This window comes from Paenibacillus sp. NRS-1781, from assembly GCF_050467745.1.
Taxonomy (GTDB): Bacteria; Bacillota; Bacilli; order Paenibacillales; family Paenibacillaceae; genus Paenibacillus; species Paenibacillus terrae_A.
The window spans coordinates 34,852-56,051 of record NZ_JBITPI010000033.1; the positions used below are offsets into that span (position 1 = coordinate 34,852).

16 protein-coding genes and 1 tRNA gene are annotated in these 21,200 nt (G+C 47.1%); 16 read left to right on the forward strand and 1 reads right to left on the reverse strand.

The features are described 5' to 3' along the window. Nucleotides 1-71: 71 nt before the first annotated feature. The 4 genes from ACIFO6_RS12365 to ACIFO6_RS12380 all read left to right on the forward strand — a co-directional run bounded on the left by ACIFO6_RS12365 (nucleotide 72) and on the right by ACIFO6_RS12380 (nucleotide 4,262). Complete coding sequence (locus ACIFO6_RS12365) at nucleotides 72-1,610, forward strand: ABC transporter ATP-binding protein (protein WP_430040940.1); 1,539 nt, start codon at nucleotides 72-74, stop codon at nucleotides 1,608-1,610. Next, nucleotides 1,603-2,682, forward strand: a complete 1,080-nt coding sequence (locus tag ACIFO6_RS12370) for an ABC transporter permease (protein WP_430040941.1) — start codon at nucleotides 1,603-1,605, stop codon at nucleotides 2,680-2,682. Before ACIFO6_RS12365 ends, ACIFO6_RS12370 begins: the two co-directional genes overlap by 8 nt. 1 nt (nucleotide 2,683) lies before the next feature. Then, entirely contained in the window at nucleotides 2,684-3,643 is a 960-nt protein-coding gene (locus ACIFO6_RS12375) for an ABC transporter permease (RefSeq protein ID WP_430040942.1), read from the forward strand. Nucleotides 3,644-3,908: 265 nt separating this feature from the next. Continuing rightward, the gene (locus ACIFO6_RS12380) at nucleotides 3,909-4,262 is read left to right on the forward strand and encodes a hypothetical protein (protein WP_430040943.1); all 354 of its coding nucleotides are present in this window, start codon (nucleotides 3,909-3,911) and stop codon (nucleotides 4,260-4,262) included. Between the two features lie 34 nt (nucleotides 4,263-4,296). Here the strand turns inward: ACIFO6_RS12380 and ACIFO6_RS12385 are convergent, their stop codons facing one another. Continuing rightward, nucleotides 4,297-4,737 (reverse strand): GNAT family N-acetyltransferase, encoded by a 441-nt coding sequence (locus ACIFO6_RS12385; protein ID WP_430040944.1) that lies wholly within the window; start codon nucleotides 4,735-4,737, stop codon nucleotides 4,297-4,299. Between the two features lie 613 nt (nucleotides 4,738-5,350). Between ACIFO6_RS12385 and ilvB the strand changes: the two genes are divergently transcribed. From ilvB to pheS, 12 genes are all read left to right on the forward strand, one after another. Then, nucleotides 5,351-7,096 carry a biosynthetic-type acetolactate synthase large subunit gene (gene ilvB, locus ACIFO6_RS12390; protein WP_430040945.1) on the forward strand — a complete coding sequence of 582 codons (1,746 nt, stop codon included), beginning with the start codon at nucleotides 5,351-5,353 and terminating at the stop codon, nucleotides 7,094-7,096. A gap of 1 nt (nucleotide 7,097) precedes the next feature. Then, nucleotides 7,098-7,583: an acetolactate synthase small subunit gene (gene ilvN / locus ACIFO6_RS12395; RefSeq protein WP_430040946.1), complete on the forward strand. Its 486-nt coding sequence runs from the start codon at nucleotides 7,098-7,100 to the stop codon at nucleotides 7,581-7,583. 164 nt (nucleotides 7,584-7,747) lie between these two features. After that, on the forward strand, nucleotides 7,748-8,740 hold the full coding sequence (gene ilvC, locus ACIFO6_RS12400) for a ketol-acid reductoisomerase (RefSeq protein WP_014280566.1): 993 nt from the start codon (nucleotides 7,748-7,750) through the stop codon (nucleotides 8,738-8,740). Between the two features lie 124 nt (nucleotides 8,741-8,864). Further along, the gene (locus ACIFO6_RS12405) at nucleotides 8,865-10,406 is read left to right on the forward strand and encodes a 2-isopropylmalate synthase (RefSeq protein ID WP_430040947.1); all 1,542 of its coding nucleotides are present in this window, start codon (nucleotides 8,865-8,867) and stop codon (nucleotides 10,404-10,406) included. 204 nt (nucleotides 10,407-10,610) lie between these two features. Further along, on the forward strand, nucleotides 10,611-11,687 hold the full coding sequence (leuB, locus tag ACIFO6_RS12410; protein WP_430040948.1) for a 3-isopropylmalate dehydrogenase: 1,077 nt from the start codon (nucleotides 10,611-10,613) through the stop codon (nucleotides 11,685-11,687). A gap of 301 nt (nucleotides 11,688-11,988) precedes the next feature. Next, on the forward strand, nucleotides 11,989-12,528 hold the full coding sequence (locus ACIFO6_RS12415) for a peroxiredoxin (RefSeq protein WP_430040949.1): 540 nt from the start codon (nucleotides 11,989-11,991) through the stop codon (nucleotides 12,526-12,528). Between the two features lie 265 nt (nucleotides 12,529-12,793). Then, a complete protein-coding gene (locus ACIFO6_RS12420) occupies nucleotides 12,794-13,210 on the forward strand; it encodes a hypothetical protein (RefSeq protein WP_064963921.1) in 417 nt (138 codons plus the stop codon). Between the two features lie 342 nt (nucleotides 13,211-13,552). Beyond that, nucleotides 13,553-14,656, forward strand: a complete 1,104-nt coding sequence (locus ACIFO6_RS12425) for an ATP-binding protein (RefSeq protein ID WP_430040950.1) — start codon at nucleotides 13,553-13,555, stop codon at nucleotides 14,654-14,656. A gap of 343 nt (nucleotides 14,657-14,999) precedes the next feature. Continuing rightward, nucleotides 15,000-17,141 (forward strand): putative bifunctional diguanylate cyclase/phosphodiesterase, encoded by a 2,142-nt coding sequence (locus ACIFO6_RS12430; protein WP_430040951.1) that lies wholly within the window; start codon nucleotides 15,000-15,002, stop codon nucleotides 17,139-17,141. Between the two features lie 107 nt (nucleotides 17,142-17,248). Continuing rightward, nucleotides 17,249-17,319 (forward strand) — tRNA-Gly (locus ACIFO6_RS12435). Nucleotides 17,320-17,830: 511 nt separating this feature from the next. Next, a complete protein-coding gene (gene abc-f, locus ACIFO6_RS12440) occupies nucleotides 17,831-19,672 on the forward strand; it encodes a ribosomal protection-like ABC-F family protein (RefSeq protein WP_430040952.1) in 1,842 nt (613 codons plus the stop codon). A 476-nt stretch (nucleotides 19,673-20,148) separates the two neighbouring features. After that, nucleotides 20,149-21,180: a phenylalanine--tRNA ligase subunit alpha gene (gene pheS / locus ACIFO6_RS12445; RefSeq protein WP_430040953.1), complete on the forward strand. Its 1,032-nt coding sequence runs from the start codon at nucleotides 20,149-20,151 to the stop codon at nucleotides 21,178-21,180. The last annotated feature ends 20 nt before the right edge of the window (nucleotides 21,181-21,200 follow it).

Consider the following 21,200-nt stretch of genomic DNA (forward strand, 5'->3'; position numbering starts at 1 on the left):
GGAGTTATACAGATCATAACGGTAAATCAGCTCATTAGAGCACATACTATAAAGTATATAAGGGTGATCTCATGGATGCAGCGACCCCCGTCGTTGAGTTAAAGCAAATTACAAAACGATTCCCCGGCATCGTTGCCAACGACTCCATCAGCATCAAGCTGCATAAGGGAGAAATTCATGCCCTTTTGGGTGAGAATGGTGCGGGTAAATCTACGCTTATGAATATTCTTTTCGGACTGTATCAGCCGGATGAAGGATCGATAGAAATCGGTGGAAAACCAGTACAGATTGCTAGCCCCAATAAGGCGATTGATTTGGGGATTGGCATGGTGCATCAGCATTTTAAGCTCGTGCAGCCGTTTACTGTCACCGAAAATATTGTCCTGGGCTCGGAGCCACGCAAAGGTCTGAAAATCAATTATAAAAAGGCTGCCGCCGAAGTACAGCGATTGTCTGAGCAGTATGGCCTTCAGGTGAATCCGAATGCCAAAATAGAAGATATATCTGTCGGTATGCAGCAACGTGTGGAAATTATAAAAACGCTTTATCGTGGCGCAGATATCCTGATCTTTGACGAGCCGACAGCGGTACTGACTCCACAGGAAATTATTGAGCTGCTGGACATTATGAAGCGTCTGGTAGCTGAAGGCAAGTCGATTATTCTGATCACTCATAAACTTAAAGAAATCATGCAAATTGCAGATACAGTTACGATTATTCGCCGGGGTCAGGTTATTAACACGGTCAAGACATCGGAAACGACGCCGAATGATCTGGCGGAGAAAATGGTAGGTCGCCGTGTGTCCTTTAAAGTGGACAAGCAGGCTGCCCAGCCGGGACAAACCGTGCTGGAAATGAGCCAAGTGGTCTCTAAAAACAAGGATGGCATTAGTGTTCTCAATGAGCTGAACCTGCAAGTCAAGGCAGGTGAGATTTTAGGAATCGCCGGAGTGGATGGCAATGGACAGAGTGAGCTGATTGAAGCTTTGACTGGTCTACGTAAGGTCGATGGCGGACACATCCGATTGCTCGGACAAGAAATGACGAATCAGTCGCCACGTAAAATTTCAGAGGCAGGCGTTTCGCATATCCCGGAGGATCGGCATAAGCACGGGTTGGTACTTGATTTTTCCATGAGCGAAAACATGGTTCTGGAGACGTACTATCAGGCTCCTTACAGTAAAAACGGCTTTTTGAACAAAGAGGCTATTGATAAGCAGGCGAAAAGTCTCATTGAGAAATTTGATGTGAGAACACCGGATATTCATACCAAGGCAAGAGCGTTATCCGGCGGTAATCAGCAAAAGGCAATCATTGCGCGTGAAATCGATAAAAACCCAGACCTGCTCATTGCGGCCCAGCCTACACGTGGGTTGGATGTTGGAGCGATTGAGTTTGTCCAGAAACAACTGATTGCCCAGCGGGATCAAGGCAAAGCAGTATTGCTCATTTCCTTTGAGTTGGATGAAATTATGAATGTATCCGACCGAATTGCTGTCATGTATGAAGGCAAGATTGTCGGGGAAGTGCTGCCGGAAGAAACGAATGATCAGGAATTGGGATTGATGATGGCCGGAAGTGCAGTGAAGAAAGGAGTAGAGAATGGCTAACCTATTGAAAATATTTACAAAAGACTCCTTTGTTCTGGCGCTGGTCTCTATTATTTTGGGGCTTCTTCTGGGGGCTGTCGTGATGCTGATTGGCGGCTACGATCCCATTGTTGCATATTCTGCACTATTTAGCCGTGTGTACGGAGACTCATACAACTTTGGTGAGGCTATCCGTGAAATGACTCCACTGATTTTGACAGGATTGGCATTTGCTTTTGCGGCTCGTGCCGGATTGTTTAATATCGGCGGTGAAGGTCAATTTCTGGTGGGTATGACGGCTGCTTCGATTGTGGGCATCAAGCTGCATGGACTGCCTGCTATTATACATGCGCCGCTGGCGATCATTGCCGGGGCGGTATTCGGGGGTCTATGGGCTGCAATTGCTGGCTATTTGAAGGCCAAGCGTGGCGTTAATGAGGTTATCACCTGTATTATGATGAACTGGATTGGTCTGTATTTGGCTAACCTGGTGATTAACCAGTTCGCACTCATGGAAGGTGAAAATCGTTCCGTGGATATTCTGCCTTCCGCTTCGATTTCGATTGAATGGCTGTCACAGATGATGGGAAATGCCCGGGTTCATTGGGGAACCGTCATTGCTGTGCTGGCAGCAGTGTTTTTCTATATTTTCTTGTGGAAAACCAAACAAGGCTACGAGTTGCGTGCTGTCGGATTTAATCAGGACGCATCCCGCTATGCAGGTATGAGTGTGAATCGCAATATCGTAAAAGCGATGTTCATTAGTGGTGTTTTTGCCGGCTTGGCGGGTGCCTTTGAAGTGCTGGGTGTATTCCATTATCAATCCGTCATGGCAGGATCGCCGGGAACCGGCTTTGATGGTATCGCGGTAGCGCTCATTGGGATGAATAATCCGTTTGGTGTGCTGCTGGGCTCTGTTTTGTTCGGAACGCTCACGTATGGTTCTGCGGGGATGAGCTTTAGCGCGGATGTGCCGCCCGAAATTATTCGGATTGTCATCGGCTCGATTATTTTCTTTATTGCAGCCCAGGGAATTGTACGTTGGGTTGTAAAGCCGCTCTACTCCAAGCGGAAGAAAGAGAAGGTGTTGTAAAATGAGTTGGTTAACACTTGGTGAATTAATCCATACAACGCTCGTTTTTGCGACAGCGATTATATTTGCGTCTCTCGGCGGAGTTTTTTCGGAAAAATCCGGTGTAACGAACCTCGGTCTGGAAGGTCTTATGGTGTTCGGGGCGTTTGCAGCGGGTGTAGGCGGATTTTATGCGGAACAAGCAGGACTGGGGGGAACCTCTGCGGCTTGGGTAGGTGTGCTGTCGGCGGCGGTATTCGGTATTCTGGTTTCGTTGATTCATGCTGTAGCCTCAATTACGTTTAAAGCCGATCAGGTCATTAGCGGGATTGTTATCAACTTTTTGGCGGCAGGCAGTACGCTATACATGGTTAAGCTTTTATTTGAGGGTGATGGCGATACTGGGCGAATTCAGGGGTTTAGCGAAATATCCATTCCCTATCTAGTAGATATTCCGATTTTGGGAAAAGCCTTTTTCCAAGCCTATCCGACGACCTATTTGGCCATATTATTAGTCATTATTGGATATTTTACATTGTATAAAACGCCGTTCGGCTTGCGGTTGCGTTCTGTGGGTGAGCATCCAGGCGCTGCGGATACCGTTGGTATCAAGGTAAATCGGCTGCGTTATATCGGGGTCATGATCAGCGGTGCGTTGGCTGGTATTGGCGGAGCTACGATCACCTTGACGACGACAAATATGTTTTCGCATAATACGGTATCCGGTCAAGGATATATTGCCATTGCCGCTATGATTTTCGGAAAATGGAATCCGCTCGGCGCTTTTGGCGCAGCTGTGTTTTTTGGCTTTTCTCAGGCCATTCGCAACTATGTGCAGTTGTTCGCATGGTCGCAAAGTATTCCCCAGGAAATTATTTTTATGCTGCCGTATCTCCTGACGATTATTGTTCTGGTAGTGGCTGTAGGGCGTTCGCGTGCTCCGGCTGCTTTGGGTCAGCTCTATGATCCAAGCAATCGCTAATAGTATATGGGCAGCTAAACACTGTTTGTTTTGAAATCTGAAAATTGTATTTGTTCGCAAATCCGGTATCTGCATTCGCAGGTACCGGATTTTTTTAGGTTGTGCAGGCATTTAAACATACGCTTCTGGCATGGATGGAATAGACTGTGTTATGCAGATTGGACGACGCTCGGCCCCTGTCAGCTCCAGTCTGTTTTGTGGTGGCGGTGAGCTATCAAGGAGCCGTTCAATCTGTCCATTCGTTGAGAAAGAAGGAGGAAATACGATGAAACAGGCAGTAACCAGAAAGCAGGTGGAGAAGCTTGTCGGTAAAGTCATTCTGGCTACTCGCAAGGATGGTTCCCAAGTCAGCGGCAAGCTGATTCGCATTTCGGGTAACCGACTGATTCTTCAGCCAAACCGTAAGAAAAAAGTAAAGACGAAGGCGATTATTCCCCTGGTGCTGTTTGACTTGCTTGCCATCGGCACGGCTCCTTACATTGGTGCATATGGCGGTTACGGAGCAGGTTATGGGGGACCAGGATATGGCGGTCCGGGATACGGTGCCCCTCAGTACGGCCCATATACAGATGGGGGATACCCCGGATCAGGTTATCCGTCTTACCCCAATGTATTCTAGGCTAATGGGATTATGAGATGTAGAAGGTACATTTTCACAATGCCTTTTCAAGTTCATGGCATCGGCTCAGGGAGACGTATCGTAGCATTTGGTACTGGTTGCGCAGATAAAAGCGGATTCCACGGATATTGTCTTCGTCTACCATGACTTTTGCTCGCTTGCAGCGTCGTAGACGTCCGTATTGCTCGGCATGCTCCAGCAGTTTTTTTCCGTAGCGCTGGCCTTGATAAGACGAAGAGATTGCGATCAAATCAATATATAGCAGCTCTCCATGCAGCATAACATGAATGAAGCCGACAGGCTTCGCATTATCTGGCCTGCAAGCGACAAAAGTGATGCCCCGGTTTAAGCGCCGGGGTAATTCTTTACGAATTTGGTCCATTTCTTGTGCGCTTAAATGCGATAGGGGAACAAGCTCTTGCTCAATCAGGCGAAGGATCATGCTGTCATCCTGGGCGCTGCGTTTGCGGATCATAAGCGGGCCTCCTTTTCCACCCTTTTAGCAGGCAAGACGCAGCTTTGGAGGTGCGCACAGTCTCGCCGTGTGGTCTTTTTTATAATATGCGGATACCTCTTGCAAGCGTGCGATTCAGAGGTACCCCGGAGAAAAAACATAAATTTTTATGAAATCTGGGTATTGACTATCCTAGATGGGGGACATATAATGTGTCTAAACATTTGAAAGAATGACATGAACTCAACGGCAATGAAAAGGACGAAGTGATTAGGGCTCTTTTGTTCAGAGAGTGAGGCATTAGCTGCAAGCTTCACCAAAATCCCTTTTTAACGAGCTCACCTTGGAGCTGTTTTCCTGAAAAGTATTTGGGCCCGATGATATTTAGCGGTGCGCTGAATCACCTATTAGGGAAAATCGTACGGTCTACGTTACAGACGCCAGATATGGAGATCCCTTGTGATTTCTGTACCTGCCAAGGTTCGATATTGCGAAATATCGGGCAAATACGGGTGGTACCACGGAAGCTATAGCCTTTCGTCCCTCAGTAACAGCAAGTCTGTTCTAGGGATGGAAGGTTTTTTTGTTTTTACAAATGTCAGATGTATGTAAATTTTGTAAAGGAGGATGACCAATGAGTGCACAAATTCCTGAAGTTCGGTCAACCGATGAATTACGTGAAAAGTGGATGAAACCTGAAGTGATTACAGGTTCGGAAATTTTGCTCCGTAGCCTGTTGCTGGAGGGAGTAGATTGTGTCTTCGGATACCCCGGTGGTGCAGTGCTTTACATTTATGATGCCATGTACGGCTTTGAGGATTTCAAGCATGTCCTCACCCGTCACGAGCAAGGAGCCATTCATGCGGCGGATGGTTACGCACGTGCCAGCGGTAAAGTGGGCGTCTGTATCGCGACTTCCGGACCTGGAGCAACTAATCTGGTAACTGGTATTGCGACGGCCTTTATGGATTCGGTGCCGTTAGTGGTCATCACAGGCAACGTTATATCCTCTCTAATCGGCACAGATGCTTTTCAGGAAGCCGATATTACGGGAATCACGATGCCGATTACGAAGCACAGCTATCTGGTAAGAGATGTAGAGGATCTGCCGCGAATCATTCATGAGGCATTCCATATTGCCAACACGGGTCGCAAGGGTCCGGTACTGATTGATATTCCGAAGGATATATCGGCAGCCCAAACGCTATTTGTTCCGCAAACGGGACCTGTGACCATGCGAGGTTATAACCCGAAGGTATTGCCAAACAAAATACAGCTAGACAAGCTGACTCAGGCTATTGCTGAAGCAAAACGCCCATTTATTCTGGCAGGTGGCGGGGTTGTATACTCCGGCGGACACGAGGCACTTTACGAGTTTGTTCGCAAAACGGAAATTCCGATTACGACAACATTGCTGGGATTGGGCGGTTTCCCAAGTGGTCATGAATTGTGGACGGGAATGCCGGGGATGCACGGAACGTACACCTCCAATCTGGCGATTCAACAGTCGGATTTGCTAATCTGTATCGGTGCCCGCTTTGATGACCGGGTGACAGGCAAGCTGGACGGCTTTGCTCCTCACGCCAAAATCGTTCATATTGATATTGATCCTGCTGAAATCGGCAAAAACGTACCGACAGATATTCCGATTGTAGGGGATGTGAAGGCGGTACTGGAATTGCTGAACCAGGATGTGAAACGTGCGAATCAAGCGGATGCGTGGAGAGCACAAATTCAACAATGGAAAAATGAGAAGCCTTATTCTTATAAGGATTCGGATACAGTGCTTAAGCCACAATGGGTTGTCGAGCTGCTGGATGAAACGACCAAAGGCGGCGCAATCGTAACGACGGACGTGGGTCAGCATCAAATGTGGGCGGCGCAGTATTATAAATTCAATCAGCCGCGCTCATGGGTAACATCCGGTGGGCTGGGGACGATGGGATTTGGTTTCCCTTCCGCGATCGGTGCTCAGATGGCAAATCCCGACAGACTGGTTATCTCGATTAACGGAGACGGCGGCATGCAGATGTGTTCGCAGGAGCTGGCCATTTGTGCAATCAATAACATCCCGGTCAAAATCGTAATTATCAACAATCAGGTGCTGGGGATGGTTCGACAATGGCAGGAATTGATCTATGACAATCGCTATAGCCATATTGATCTGGCCGGAAGCCCGGATTTTGTGAAGCTGGCTGAGGCATATGGCGTAAAAGGACTGCGTGCTACGAATAAGGAAGAGGCACGTCGGGCTTGGCAGGAGGCGCTTGATACACCCGGACCGGTCGTTGTCGAGTTTGTGGTCAGCAAGGAAGAGAATGTATATCCGATGGTGACGCAAGGTTCGACGATTGATCAAATGCTGATGGGGGACGAGTAAAATGACGACTAAAAATACCATTGCTGTACTGGTAAATGATCATCCCGGCGTTTTGCAGCGTGTGTCCGGCCTGTTCGGTCGCCGTGGCTTTAACATTGAGAGCATTACCGTGGGTCAATCGGAGGAAGCGGGATTATCTCGTATGGTCATTGTGACTATAGGAGATAAGAACAATCTGGAGCAGATCGAGAAGCAGCTTTACAAGCTGGTTGATGTCATCAAGGTTATTGATCTTAGCTCCAAGCCGATGGTTGCACGGGAGTTGGCGATGATAAAGGTGAAGGCAGAACCACCTCAGCGGCCAGAAATTATGGGCGTCGTGGAAACGTTCAGAGCAGCCGTAGTTGATGTTGGAACGACGAGCTTGATTGTTCAGGTCATTGGTGATACCGAAAAAATTGATGCCATGATCGAGCTGTTGAAGCCTTACGGTATTCGTGAGCTGACCCGAACCGGGGTTACGGCCATGATACGTGGCAATGCTTAATACGGAGCTTTAACGAATTACCGCTTATAGCGCATTACATCAATAAAGAACCGCCCGCATAAGAGCGGGGACTCGAAGAGATTTTCAAATTTTGGGTAACGAGGCAGAGTCTCTTGGAGTACCCGCTCATTATGAAGGGTCCAATTAAAAGGAGGAAATTAACCATGGCAGTTACAACGTACTACGAAAAAGATGCAGAGCTCAGCGTATTGAAAGGAAAAACAGTTGCCGTTATCGGTTACGGTAGCCAAGGACATGCTCAAGCACAAAACTTGCGTGATAGTGGTCTGAATGTTGTTATCGGTTTGCGTGAAGGCAAATCGGCAGATGTTGCAAGAAACGACGGTTTTGAAGTTCTGAACGTGGCTGATGCAACAAGCCGTGCAGATGTGGTTCAAATTTTGTTGCCAGATGAAACACAAGCTTCCGTATACAAAAATGAAATTGAACCTAACCTGAAAAAAGGTGCAGCGCTTTTATTCTCCCATGGCTTCAACGTTCATTTCGGACAAATCGTTGCTCCTAAAGATAGCGATGTACTGCTGGTTGCTCCAAAATCCCCTGGTCATATGGTACGTCGTACCTATGTAGAAGGCTTTGGCGTACCGGGTCTGATCGCAATCGAGCAGGATGCAACAGGTCAAGCGAAAGAAATCGGTCTTGCTTATGCCAAGGGTATTGGCTGTACACGTGCAGGCGTGATCGAAACCTCCTTCCGTGAAGAAACGGAAACAGATCTGTTTGGTGAGCAAGCGGTATTGTGTGGCGGCGTGAGCGCACTCGTAAAAGCGGGCTTTGAAACGTTGACTGAAGCAGGATATGCTCCTGAGATGGCTTACTTCGAATGCTTGCATGAGCTTAAGCTGATCGTTGACCTGATGTATGAAGGCGGATTGGCAACAATGCGCGATTCCATCAGTAACACAGCGGAATATGGCGACTATGTAACTGGACCACGTATCGTAACAGAAGATACAAAGAAAGCAATGAAGGACGTATTGACTGACATTCAACAAGGTAAATTTGCTCGTGACTTTATCCTTGAAAATCAATCCGGACGTGCATTCCTGACGGCTACTCGCCGTAATGAAGCTAACCATCCGATTGAAGTGGTGGGCGGACAATTGCGCGAAATGATGCACTGGATCAAAAAATAAGATCTTTTTGTACAACGAGTTCGACAATATGATTCATTCATAATGTAATATTACAATGCGGCCCTGCTTATTGCGTGAGCCGCATTGTAATTTAATGCTTCTATCCTGAGGGAGGTGCGTTAGGTTGCGCAAAATATATATATTTGACACAACGTTGAGAGACGGAGAACAGTCACCTGGTGTGAACTTGAATACCCGTGAGAAAGTAGAGATCGCCCATCAGTTGGAAAAACTGGGTATTGACCGTATGGAAGCTGGGTTCCCGGCTGCTTCTCCGGGCGACCTGGCTGCTGTCAATGCAGTTGCCAAGGCTGTCAAAAATTCAACGGTTATTGGTCTTTCACGTGCGAGGGAACAGGATATTGATGCGGTCCGCGAGGCACTTAAGGGAGCTCAGGACCCATGTATCCATATCTTTTTGGCAACCTCTCCGATTCACCGTCAGCATAAGCTGCGGATGGAGAAGGCACAGGTATTAGAAACCGCTCGTTCAGCCATTCGTTACGGGTTAAAATATTTGCCAAAGGTAGAATTTTCTCTGGAGGATGCAGGTCGTACAGAGCTTGATTTTGTGGTGGAAATGGTCACCATGGCTGTACAGGAAGGTGTGTCTGTCGTCAATATTCCGGATACCGTGGGTTACTTGACACCCTATGAATACGGCAACATTTTCAAGCATGTTAAGGAGAATGTGGTTGATGTGGAAAAGGTTCAACTGAGCGCACATTGTCACAACGACCTGGGAATGGCTACGGCCAATACACTGGCTGCGATCCTGAACGGGGCGGATCAGATTGAGGGCACCATTAACGGTATCGGTGAACGCGCCGGAAATACCGCTATTGAGGAAATCGCAATGGCACTGGAGACGAGACAGGAATTTTTCCAGGTCAAAACGTCTCTGCAACTGTCCGAGATTGCACGTACAAGCCGTATGGTCAGTCGCCTAACGGGCATGGTTGTGCCGGGTAACAAGGCGATTGTTGGAGCGAATGCTTTTGCACATGAATCGGGTATTCACCAGGATGGCATGTTGAAGGAAAAAACGACCTACGAAATCATGACGCCAGAAAGTATTGGTCTGAAGGAGAGCAAGCTGGTACTGGGCAAGCATTCCGGTCGCCATGCTTTCCGCGAACGCTTGATCGAGTTGGGCTACGAATTGAGCGAGGAGGAGCTGAACCGCTCTTTCGGACAGTTCAAGGATTTGGCTGATAGGAAGAAAGAAGTATCGGATGATGATATCCTGGCACTACTGGAAGAAAAACTGGCCGATTCACCGGAAGTCTTCAAGCTGGAAACGATTTTCGTAACATATGGCAACGAGGCTACACCTTCCGCCAAGGTACGTTTGGTTACCGACGAAGGTCAGGTTATTGAGACGGAAGCTGAAGGGAACGGCTCGGTGGATGCGATTTACAATGCGATTGACCAAGCCAGCAGTGAGGTAGTCGTTCTTTCGGATTACTCGATCAAGTCTGTTACCCAAGGTAAGGATGCTCTGGGTGAAGTGCATGTCGTGTTGACCCAAAACGATCTGTCTGTACAGGGACGTGGGGTAAGCACTGACATTCTGGAAGCAAGTGCCCGCGCTTATGTGGATGCATTGAATGGCTTGATCGACAAGCGTAAAAACTACAGCAATCGTGTAGATTATAAGTCCTAATGGCTGCGAATCAAGCCATTTGGAGTTTACAGGATCGGGTGTTTCCGGTCCTGTTTTGTTTTGACGTATTACAGATTTTCAGCTTATAGGCTAAGCCTATTAAATTGATAGATTCTATATCTTGGTCAAAGCCCTGCCATATATGTTACAAAGAAGGTATAAATAATACGCCCGTAAGGCTGTAAAATAAGAGGAGTGTACGTGATGGCAGACGTGAAAAAGATTGCGGTAATAGCTGGGGACGGAATCGGACCGGAAGTGGTCGCTGAGGCAGAGAAAATTTTGAAGCGTACGGAGGAAGTGTTTGGCCATTCATTTGAAACGGAGCATGCACTGTTCGGTGGAATTGCAATTGATGAGAAGGGTACACCATTGCCCCAAGAAACGCTGGCTGTCTGCCAATCTGCAGATGCCGTACTGTTGGGAGCCGTAGGTGGTCCCAAGTGGGATAACAATCCGAAGGAGCTTCGCCCTGAAACAGGACTGCTGGGTATACGCAAAGAGCTGGGCCTGTTCTCTAATCTTCGTCCGGCTGTCGTCTTCGACTGTCTCAAGGACGCATCGACACTGAAGCCTGAAGTGCTGGAAGGAACGGATCTGATCGTTGTGCGCGAGCTGACGGGCGGCATTTACTTCGGTGAGAAGTTCAGACGTGAAAGTCCTCAGGGTGAGGAAGCTGTCGATACATGCGCATACAATGTAATGGAAGTGGAGCGCATTGTTCGCCAATCTTTCGAGATTGCCCAAAAGCGTCGCAAAAAGCTCGCATCGGTGGACAAGGCCAACGTGCTGGAAACTTCCCGTTTGTGGCGTGAAGTGGTTAACCGGGTCGCAGTAGACTATCCGGATGTTGAGCTGGAGCATGTGCTGGTTGATAACTGCGCAATGCAATTGCTGCGTCGGCCGTCCAGCTTTGACGTCATCGTGACGGAAAATATGTTTGGCGATATCCTTAGTGATGAAGCGGCTATGCTGACCGGGTCCATCGGTATGCTGTCCTCCGCTTCTCTCGGGGAAGGCAGCTTCGGTCTGTACGAGCCGGTCCACGGCTCGGCACCGGACATTGCGGGTCAAGGACTGGCCAACCCGATTGCAACCATCCTGTCCGTTGCTTTAATGTTCCGTATGACCTTTGCATATGAGAAAGCTGCTGATGCCATTGAAAAGGCGGTCGCTGAGGTACTGGATGCCGGACATCGCACAGCCGATATCGCGGTGGATAAATCCAAGGCCATCTCGACAACCCAAATGGGTGATCTGATTGCAGCGGCTATTCGATAAAAGCTTAGAGGCTTCCTTGAAACAAGGTAGCTGATTATACAGCAAGTGCATGATACAGCAGCTCCTGAGCCATCAGGGGCTGCTGTTATATCCGGAAGTGTACAACCTGGTGAATGTGTATAAATTGTGAATTTTCAAAACCTAGTTTAAAATAATTCTAAAAAAGTAATGGTTACAATATTGACTTTGATTTCTGCGAATGATAACATTTATCAAGTAGGTTGTTTTAATACAATACAGATGATTGAGGAAAACATATTTGGTGTTTTTCTTACATATTTTAAAAGGAGGATTTCATATTATGGCAGAAAGATTGGTAGGAAGACCCGCACCTGATTTTGCATTGGAAACAGTGACTGGGGACGGTCAAGAATTTGGTTCGGTGAAGCTTTCCGATTACCGTGGCAAATGGCTCGTGTTCTTCTTCTATCCACTGGATTTCACTTTTGTGTGCCCAACAGAAATCACAGCATTGAGCGATGCTGCTGACCAATTTAAAGAGCTGGATACTGAAATTCTGGGTATCAGTGTAGACTCCGTACACAGCCACAAAGCATGGATCAACACAGCAAAAGAAAACAACGGATTGGGCAAACTGAACTTCCCGTTGGCTTCTGATATCACGAAAAAAACAGCAAGCGATTATGGCGTCCTGATCGAAGAAGAAGGAATTGCATTGCGCGGTTTGTTCATCATTGATCCTGAAGGCGAATTGAAATATCAAGTGGTTAATCACAACGACGTAGGTCGTAGTGTAGAAGAAACATTGCGTGTACTGCAAGCTTTGCAATCTGGCGGCTTGTGCGCAATGAACTGGAGACCAGGCGACAAGAACCTGTAATACAAACTTCAGAAGAAGTTGAACATTAAACTTGCAAGCCCCCAACAAGCGGTTTTTTACCGACATTGGGGGCTTGCTTGCCTATGTTATGCAGGAAAAGATTTTATAATTGTGTGTGTTTGAAGTGAACAGTACAGGATGAAATAAGAAATAATTGTGGAAATGTTACTGTGTTTTGGAGGAATTTCGACTGGTGAAAGCGAATAAGGTAACATAGAGGATAAACAAGGCGGAACAGGTTTTGTTCAGAGGAGGCTGAGCCCGGATGAGTTATTGCTGTGGAGCAAGCATGGTAGGAACCAAGGGAACGCTGAAGCATTACCGCACCCAAGTTCATAATGTTCCTTTGCTGTTTTGCCCGGTATGTCGTCGCATTGAGGTCCATTATAAAGTCGAGAATGAGTATGAAATTTTGGCGGAGTATGCACATGGAGACGGGGCAAGCGAGATTGATTTTCAGGACTACGTCATGGAAGATGATGATACGATATTTGAGAATTGTGTGAATCGAGAGAGTGAAGATGCGTTTGAAATTGTGAAGCGCCAAATTGACATGTCTCTGGATTTATTGACGGTAGCAAAGCAGATGAACGATGAAAAATGGCAGGGAGAGCTCAAGAGAAGACTGGCTGTTATGAGCCAGAGACGCTCTCGGCTTCAGCACAATAAGAGCGGCAGTTGACATCCTACACACCAAAGAAGCTCTCACACCTAGAGAGCTTTTTTGGTGTGTAGGGCGCTTATTCCTAACTTATTATTTCGTTTTTGGTAATGTTGCGTAGATATTATGACGAAAGAAAACAGGATAAAAATGTGAATTCGACACTTTTTCCGATTGACTGGAATCCTAAGTCTTGTCTATCATAAAATTAGACTTTCAATTGGAAAGAGATGACCGGGATTTTATGAATCTGTTTTCTAACCGTTGAAGGGTAGTCGATAGATGATGTCTTTCTCTTCTTCAAAAAATGTTAAGCGTCCGATACGGCCAGTTTATCATTCCGAAACAAGGGGGAAGCCTGGCATGATCAGTGAATTCCAAGAAGCCTTGCTTGATACCGTGGGAGCTTGTCCTCCCACACAGATCGCCAATAACAAGTATGAAAATGTGCTGGAGAACCTGGATAGTGGTATCATGCTGTTTGACAGTGACGGTGTACTGACCTTTATTAACGTGCAAATGGCCAAACTGCTGGAACTGCCGCGTAGTTCGCTGGCAGGCCGCAACTTGATGCAAATTTTGCATCATCCCGAGTTAAGCCGATTTAAGAAGAAGAAAATTATGCAGATATACAAAGAGACCATCTTTCATAGAAAGCGCTATCATGAGCTGATTGATGAATATGGTCGGCATTGGCTGATTACAGTGACCTACGGGGATCAGATGGATGGCGATTTTTTGTTCAGTGTCAAGGATGTGTCGGATTATAAGCAAATTGAGCAGACGGCGTATCAAAATGACAAGCTCGCGATGTTAGGACGCATTTCCGCCTCAATCGCTCATGAAATCCGTAACCCGCTTACCGCTATTCGGGGTTTTATTCAATTATTGCGGCCGCATCTGGTGGAGCTGGGAAGAGATGAGTATGCTCGTATAATATTGACAGAGATAGATCGCGCGAACGACATTATTTATGAGTTTCTGAATTCGTCCAAGCCTTCAGCTCCGCAAAAAACGGCTGTACCTGTGATGGGTCTGCTGAAAGAGGTTGTGATGCTGACCGAAAGCGAGGCGCTGATGAAGGGTTGTCAAATCGCACTGGATGAAAATAGTACGCTCATGAAGGTGTCGATTGATGTAAAGCAAATTAAGCAGGTCATTCTCAATATGATCAAAAATGCAATGGATGCCATCGAAGGTATCGGAGAGGACCGTAAGGGATGCATTGATATACATACAGTGCTGGAAGGCTCGTATGTCCATATTTGCATTGAAGATAACGGTTTGGGAATGGATCACAATACATTATCACGTTTATTTGACCCATTTTTTACAACGAAAGAAAGCGGTACCGGCTTGGGATTGGCAGTGAGCTATCGGATCATCAAAAATCACGGAGGCTTTATTCATGTAGACAGTACACATGGAAAGGGGACACAGTTTAAAATCACGCTCCCTGTAGTTTAGTGTGCTGGGACTTTCACAAAGGGGTGTAGTAGCTACGGATTCTTTTGTGTTCTTACAGTACTGGAGTATAGGTATCACTCATTTGAAAAAGAACAGATAGAGCGCAGGATCTGAAAAGATGATGCGCTTTTTTTGGTGTTGTAAGCTTATTAATTTGCGTAAATATGAAAATGAAATAATGAATATAAAACTAAAAAATGATTCACCTTTCACAGATTAAATGTTATTATGTACCAGAATCCATATTTATTTTTGATACTATAGACTTAAAAAACGGCTTCCAAAGCTGTCAAACGTCTTAGATGATCGGAATTTCCGATATGCAGGGGGCTGAATAGGCTGAATGATTACACAGCTGGAAGTAAAGAAAACGTTAGGCATCGGCATTGCTGCGCTAGCTCTGTTTGTCTTGGTTCAGTTACTTTATGAAACCTTGAATAAGCTATACTCTTATAATGTTTTTTTCTTGCTATATCCCATTGCTGGATTCGTCTGTGGAGCGATCTGTTTCTCTATTTTTTATCAATCCTGGTCGGTTTTGCTAGAGCAGTTATCCTGGCAGAGACTTCTCATCGCGCCCACATTTCTGGTGGCAGGACTTCTTTACCTTATTCATATCCTCTCGTTTAGTTTTATTAGCCTGACGGATTTTGTTTTGTCTCCGGGTATTTCGCTGTGGCTTCTTTATGTGAACCGTGTCTTTACCTCTATTATGCTTATAGTCATTTGCTCTTCCCCCTTTAAAAAAGCCAAATCAGGATACAGGAAAACCGCTTTATGGACAGGTATAAGTTTTACTTTGCTGATCCTGGGGACCATTCAGATATACGGGCCGCACTTACCCGATCTGGGTGTAAGACATGAGATGGACAACCTGGGGTGGATGTTGAACTGGGTTATCCTGTTTCTGCTTGTATCCTATTTTATTTTGGGTGTACGCAAATATTTGCGGCATCCATCTCCAGATTTTGGTAATTTTCTTATGCTTCGCGGGATTGGGCTGTGTATCGTGAGCCAGTTGTTTTATTTGTTCTCCCGGCAAATGAGTGATATAAATCAGCTTATGGGACTTGTGATGAATGCTATTGCGTTTTATGATCTGCTAAGCGGCTTGGTTCGGCTCATGGTCCTTGTTCCATACCAGGAAAAGAAGGCGGCAGAATCTGAATTTAATTACATAGCCTATTATGATGATATCACAGGGCTACCGAATCGTCGGCGTCTTTTACAACGTCTGGAGCAATCTCTGAGCAATCCATTAAAACCCGATGAGACGGCAGCTCTTTTAATATTGAACATTGACCGATTCAAAACCATTAACGATTCGTTGGGGCATATGGCAGGGAATTATTTGCTGTATGCGGTGGGAGAACGCTTGGAGCATTTTTGCTGTGAAGGCGAGGATGTTTTCGGTATGGGCAGAGATGAGTTTGCGTTTCTTCTCACAGGCTATCAGGATATAGATGCTATGAAAAATCGTATTGATGATATGGTAAAGCTGTTTGAGCAGCCTTTTGAAATTAATGGTGAGTACTATCATGTGATGGTGAGTATAGGGATAGCTTTATATCCTGTGGATGCCACTCAGGGTGAGAAGCTCATACAGCATGCGGATACCGCTGTCCATAATGCCAAGGAGCAGGGAGTGAATTTTAAGCGGTATACCAGTGTCATGCAGATGCGGGCGCAGGAAAGGCTCCAATTGGAAAATGATTTGCGGCGTGGGCTTGAAAATAAAGAGTTTTCACTGGTGTATCAACCGCGTGTTCACTTGAAGAGCGGTGAACTGACGAGCTTGGAGGCACTGGTGCGTTGGAACCATCCTCATCGTGGAATGGTGATGCCGGGAGATTTTATTCCGGTGGCTGAAGAAAGCGGTCTGATCATGCCTTTGGGGGAATGGGTGCTGCGGGAGGCTTGCCTGCAAAACAAGCGTTGGCAGAAGGCAGGGTACCAGCCCATCCCGATATCAGTGAATTTATCCATGCGCCAATTTCAGCAAAAAAAGCTCGTGGATGTGATCCGGGGCATTTTGACCTGCACGAGACTGGAGCCGTGCTACCTGGAACTGGAGATTACAGAGAGTATGACTTTTGATAAGGATCGGGCCTTTGAGCAACTGAAAAACATAAAGGCCATTGGCGTTGCAATCAGTATCGACGATTTTGGAACAGGCTATAGTTCGTTGCATTATTTGAAAAATCTTCCGATTGACCGACTTAAAATTGACCGTTCCTTTGTCAATGAGGTGCTGGTGGACAGCAAAAATGCGGCTATTGTGTCGACCATTGCCTCCATGGCCCACCATTTGAAGCTAAAGGTTACAGCTGAAGGAGTGGAAAACGAGGGTCAGCTCCAATTTTTACAGGCTCAGGATTGCCATGAGGGGCAAGGCTATTATTTCAGTCGGCCTATTTCGGCGGAATCTTTTGAAAACCTGTTTTTGCGCAAACCTATGAATTGGCTGGTTCAGGATGGTATGTAGTTTACTTGCAATTTACAGGCAGGTAAGCTATACTAAATAACATCCTGATTTTGCTGGTTGACAACAGCTCGTTGATGTCATTCATATGAATTAAGATATTTTAAAGTGCGGGTGTAGTTCAATGGTAGAACTTCAGCCTTCCAAGCTGATAGCGTGGGTTCGATTCCCATCACCCGCTTTGCGTAAAAAAGTAAAAACCCTTGTGACGCAAGGGTTTTTTATTTTGCCCATAGCTCGACGTATGACACAAACCAAGGATTTTGTCACTAAATATGCAGGCTCGTCCAATACAACCCTTGTATTCGGAAAATAATTTTGTCGTGCATTATGATTTGCAAATACGTTCTGATCTGCTATACTGGCTGCAAGCAAGTATTCCGTGAAAAGGAAGGTAACGATACGTCCGATGAAGTAAGACACTGATTTTCCCCATAAACTGCACAGTTACTGGCAGGCGGCTGTATGCTGCAACGGGAGAGGTGTGTCTGAAAATGAGGTTTGGGACGTATACGTTTGCTCCGGAACGGGATTATGCTTTTTTTCGTTTACGGTTCTCTTTCTCATAAACGTATGTTCTAAAACGATTCATAGCAGTCATTCTATATTCTTTGTATGCAAGCCGCAGCCTTCTGCGGCTTTTTTTATTGCATCCGGTGATGAAAACCGGACCGGGAAAGGATGATTACCATATGAAAACCATTTTGCGTATTCGAAATGTCATAAAGGATTGGAACGGGACGTCTTTGTTTGAGAATGTGTCCATGGATGTGACGGAGGGGGAGCGGCTCGCCCTGTTCGGAAGAAATGGAGCAGGCAAAACGACGCTATTGCGCATACTGTTGGGCGACGAGGCGCCGACTTTAGGTAAAGTAGAGCATGAATTGCCGCTGGAGGAGCGGGGCTGGCTGAAGCAGCAGGATACCATTCAATCCGCGCGAACTGCACTAGAGGTGGCACAGCAGGCCAGTCCTGAGCATTGGCGAGTGAAGACGACGCTGAAGCAACTGGAGGCTGAAATTGCCCATAGGGGAGAGGGAACAGAGCGTCAACTGGAGCAATACGGCGAGCTGATGGATGAGTATGAGCGGCTGCAAGGTTTTGCTTGGGAGTCCGAGGTGGAAAAGGCGCTGACCTGGATGGGAATGCCTGCTGAGACGTGGCCTGTTGCCTATGGTGACCTGAGCGGAGGGCAGAAGACCAGAGTACGGTTAGCCGGATTGATGGTCAGACAGCCGAAGCTGCTGGTGCTGGATGAACCGATCAACCATCTGGATGCCGAAGGCTTGCTCTGGCTGGAGCAGTGGCTGTCCACATATCTTGGGACGCTGCTGTTTGTATCGCATGACAGAGCCTTTTTGGATCGAGTAGCTACAGGCATTTGCGAGCTGACGTCAACCGGCATTCGACGCTATAAGGGCGACTATACGGAATATAAGGCGCATAAGGAACGGGAGCTGCGGGAGCAGGAAGCCAGCTACCGGAAGCAGGAGCTGGCACGGCAGGCATTGGAGGAGACGATTCGAAACTACCGGGAATGGTTCCATCAGGCGCACCGGGCAGCTTCCAATGTGGAAATGGGCATTACGCAAAGCTTTTACAAGGCCAAGGCTAATAAAAATATTTCCCGTTATCATGCGAAGGAGAAGGAGCTGGAACGGCTGGAGGCCAATCGGGTTGAGCAGCCGCGTGAAGCTGCGTCTCTGCATATGAAATTAAGTGACAGCGGATTTCAGGCCAAATATTTTCTGCGTGCCGAGCATGTATATTTTAGGTATGACGACCATAATACCATTGTGCAGGATCTCAACCTGAACATTACACGTGGCGATCGTCTGGCTGTTCGGGGTCCGAATGGAATTGGCAAAACAACGCTGCTGCGGCTGTTAACAGGACAGTTGGAGCCGTATAAGGGAAAGATCACAGCGAATCCACAGCTAAAAATTGGATATTTCTCACAGGAGCTGGAGCAGCTTCCAGAGAATCAGACATTGCTGGACAGCTTGCTTGCGCTCCCCACCATGACGCAGACGGAAGCGAGAACGGTGCTGGGATGCTTTCTTTTTGCCAGAGAAGATGTGTTCAAGAGGATCGGGACGCTCAGTATGGGTGAGAAATGCAGAGTGGCCTTTCTACGTTTGTACTTTAGTGGAGCCAACCTGCTGGTGCTGGATGAGCCAACCAATTATTTTGACATTGAAACCCGTGAGATTGTAGAGGAGTCTTTGCGCAGTTACGATGGGGCATTGGTGCTTGTCTCTCATGACCGGGAGCTGGTGCGCCGGACGGCAACCCGTTTGCTTGATATGCAGTCTGGAGGCACCTATGAAATCTACGAAGGAACAGCCGACGAAAAGCAGGAAGAACAGCGGAACCGTCAACGGGAACCAGAGGATCAGGAGCAGCGTGAGGAGCGTCTGCGATTACAGCTGCGCCTTACGGAGCTGATGGGTACGGCTGGGCCGAACGATGAAAATCAGGAACTGCTGTCAGAAATCAGGCGTATTCGTGCCAAACTGGATCAGTGGGATTAAACTGCTGTGTGAAAATGGGTGAAACGTATGCCCGGCTTGCCAAAGCGCGAGGGTTTGCATATAATAATGAACAATAGTTCGAAATTTGAAAATGTCTTGATGGAGAAGAGTAGGCAGTGTCCGATTGAACAGGGAGGAAGCGCCGTAGGATTGAGAGCGTTTCTGCAAAACAGGGCTGTTGAAGTTCGCTCCGGAGCAGTTCCTTGAACCTCCCATGCTATCCGTAGATGGCAAGTGGGCAAGTAGGGGATACCGGTTCACGACCGTTACAACGTGCAGAGCGAGATGATCATGCATAGCATGGATAACACCTGTACTGTCGAAAGGCAGATATTGTCGAAAGGCGAAGCGCGGGGTGTGCTGAGCAGGATTGTCTAACGAGGGTGGTACCACGGTCTTTTCGTCCCTTACCGGGAGAAAGGACCTTTTTTTGTTGTCTGAAAAGCTGGATATGAAGAAAGGGGACTGAACAGGCGATGAGCGAAACCATCCAAATGAAGGAACATTTGCTGGCCTTGAAGGAAGAAGCATTGGAAGTATTGGAGAAGGTGGCAACGCCCAAGGAGCTGGCCGATCTGCGGGTCAAATATTCGGGTAAAAAGGGTGCCCTGACTGAAATTTTGCGCGGTATGGGCAAGCTGAGCGCGGAAGAACGTCCAGTTGTTGGACAAGTAGCCAATGAAGTGCGCGAGGCGATTGAAGAAGTCGTCAATCGTAAACAGGACGAGTTCACCAAAGCAGAAACGAATGAGCGTCTGCAAGCGGAAAAGATCGATGTTACACTGCCTGGACGCACAATGCCGCAAGGTGGATTGCATCCACTCAACAAAGTAATCGAGCAGATCGAGGATATTTTTACAGGTATGGGCTACCGGGTTGCAGAAGGTCCACAGGCTGAGACGGATTATTATAACTTTGAAGCGTTGAACCTGCCTAAAAATCACCCGGCGCGGGATATGCAGGATTCGTTCTATCTAACCGAGGATCTGTTGATGCGTACCCATACGTCACCCGTTCAGATTCGCGCAATGGAGGCGATGAAGGGCGAAACACCTATCAAGGTCATTTGTCCGGGTACGGTTTTCCGACGTGATGACGACGATGCTACGCATTCTTTCCAATTTCACCAAATTGAAGGGATCGTTGTTGGTAAAGGCATTCGCATGAGTGATCTGAAAGGAACCTTGCTGCAATTTGCACGCGAAATGTTCGGGGAATCGACCGAAATCCGTCTGCGTCCAAGCTTCTTTCCGTTTACCGAGCCGAGTGCTGAGGTAGACGTGACTTTTGTAAAGAAAAATGGCGAGCGCGTATGGATCGAAATTTTGGGCTGTGGCATGATGCATCCGAAAGTGCTGGAAATGGGCGGTTTTGATCCCGAGGTATATAGCGGCTTTGCATTCGGTATGGGTGTAGAACGGATTGCCATTTTGAAATACGGAATTGACGATATTCGTCATTTTTATAACAGCGACCTGTCATTCTTGAAGCAGTTTGCGCGTCAATAAACAACTATATCAAGGGAAGT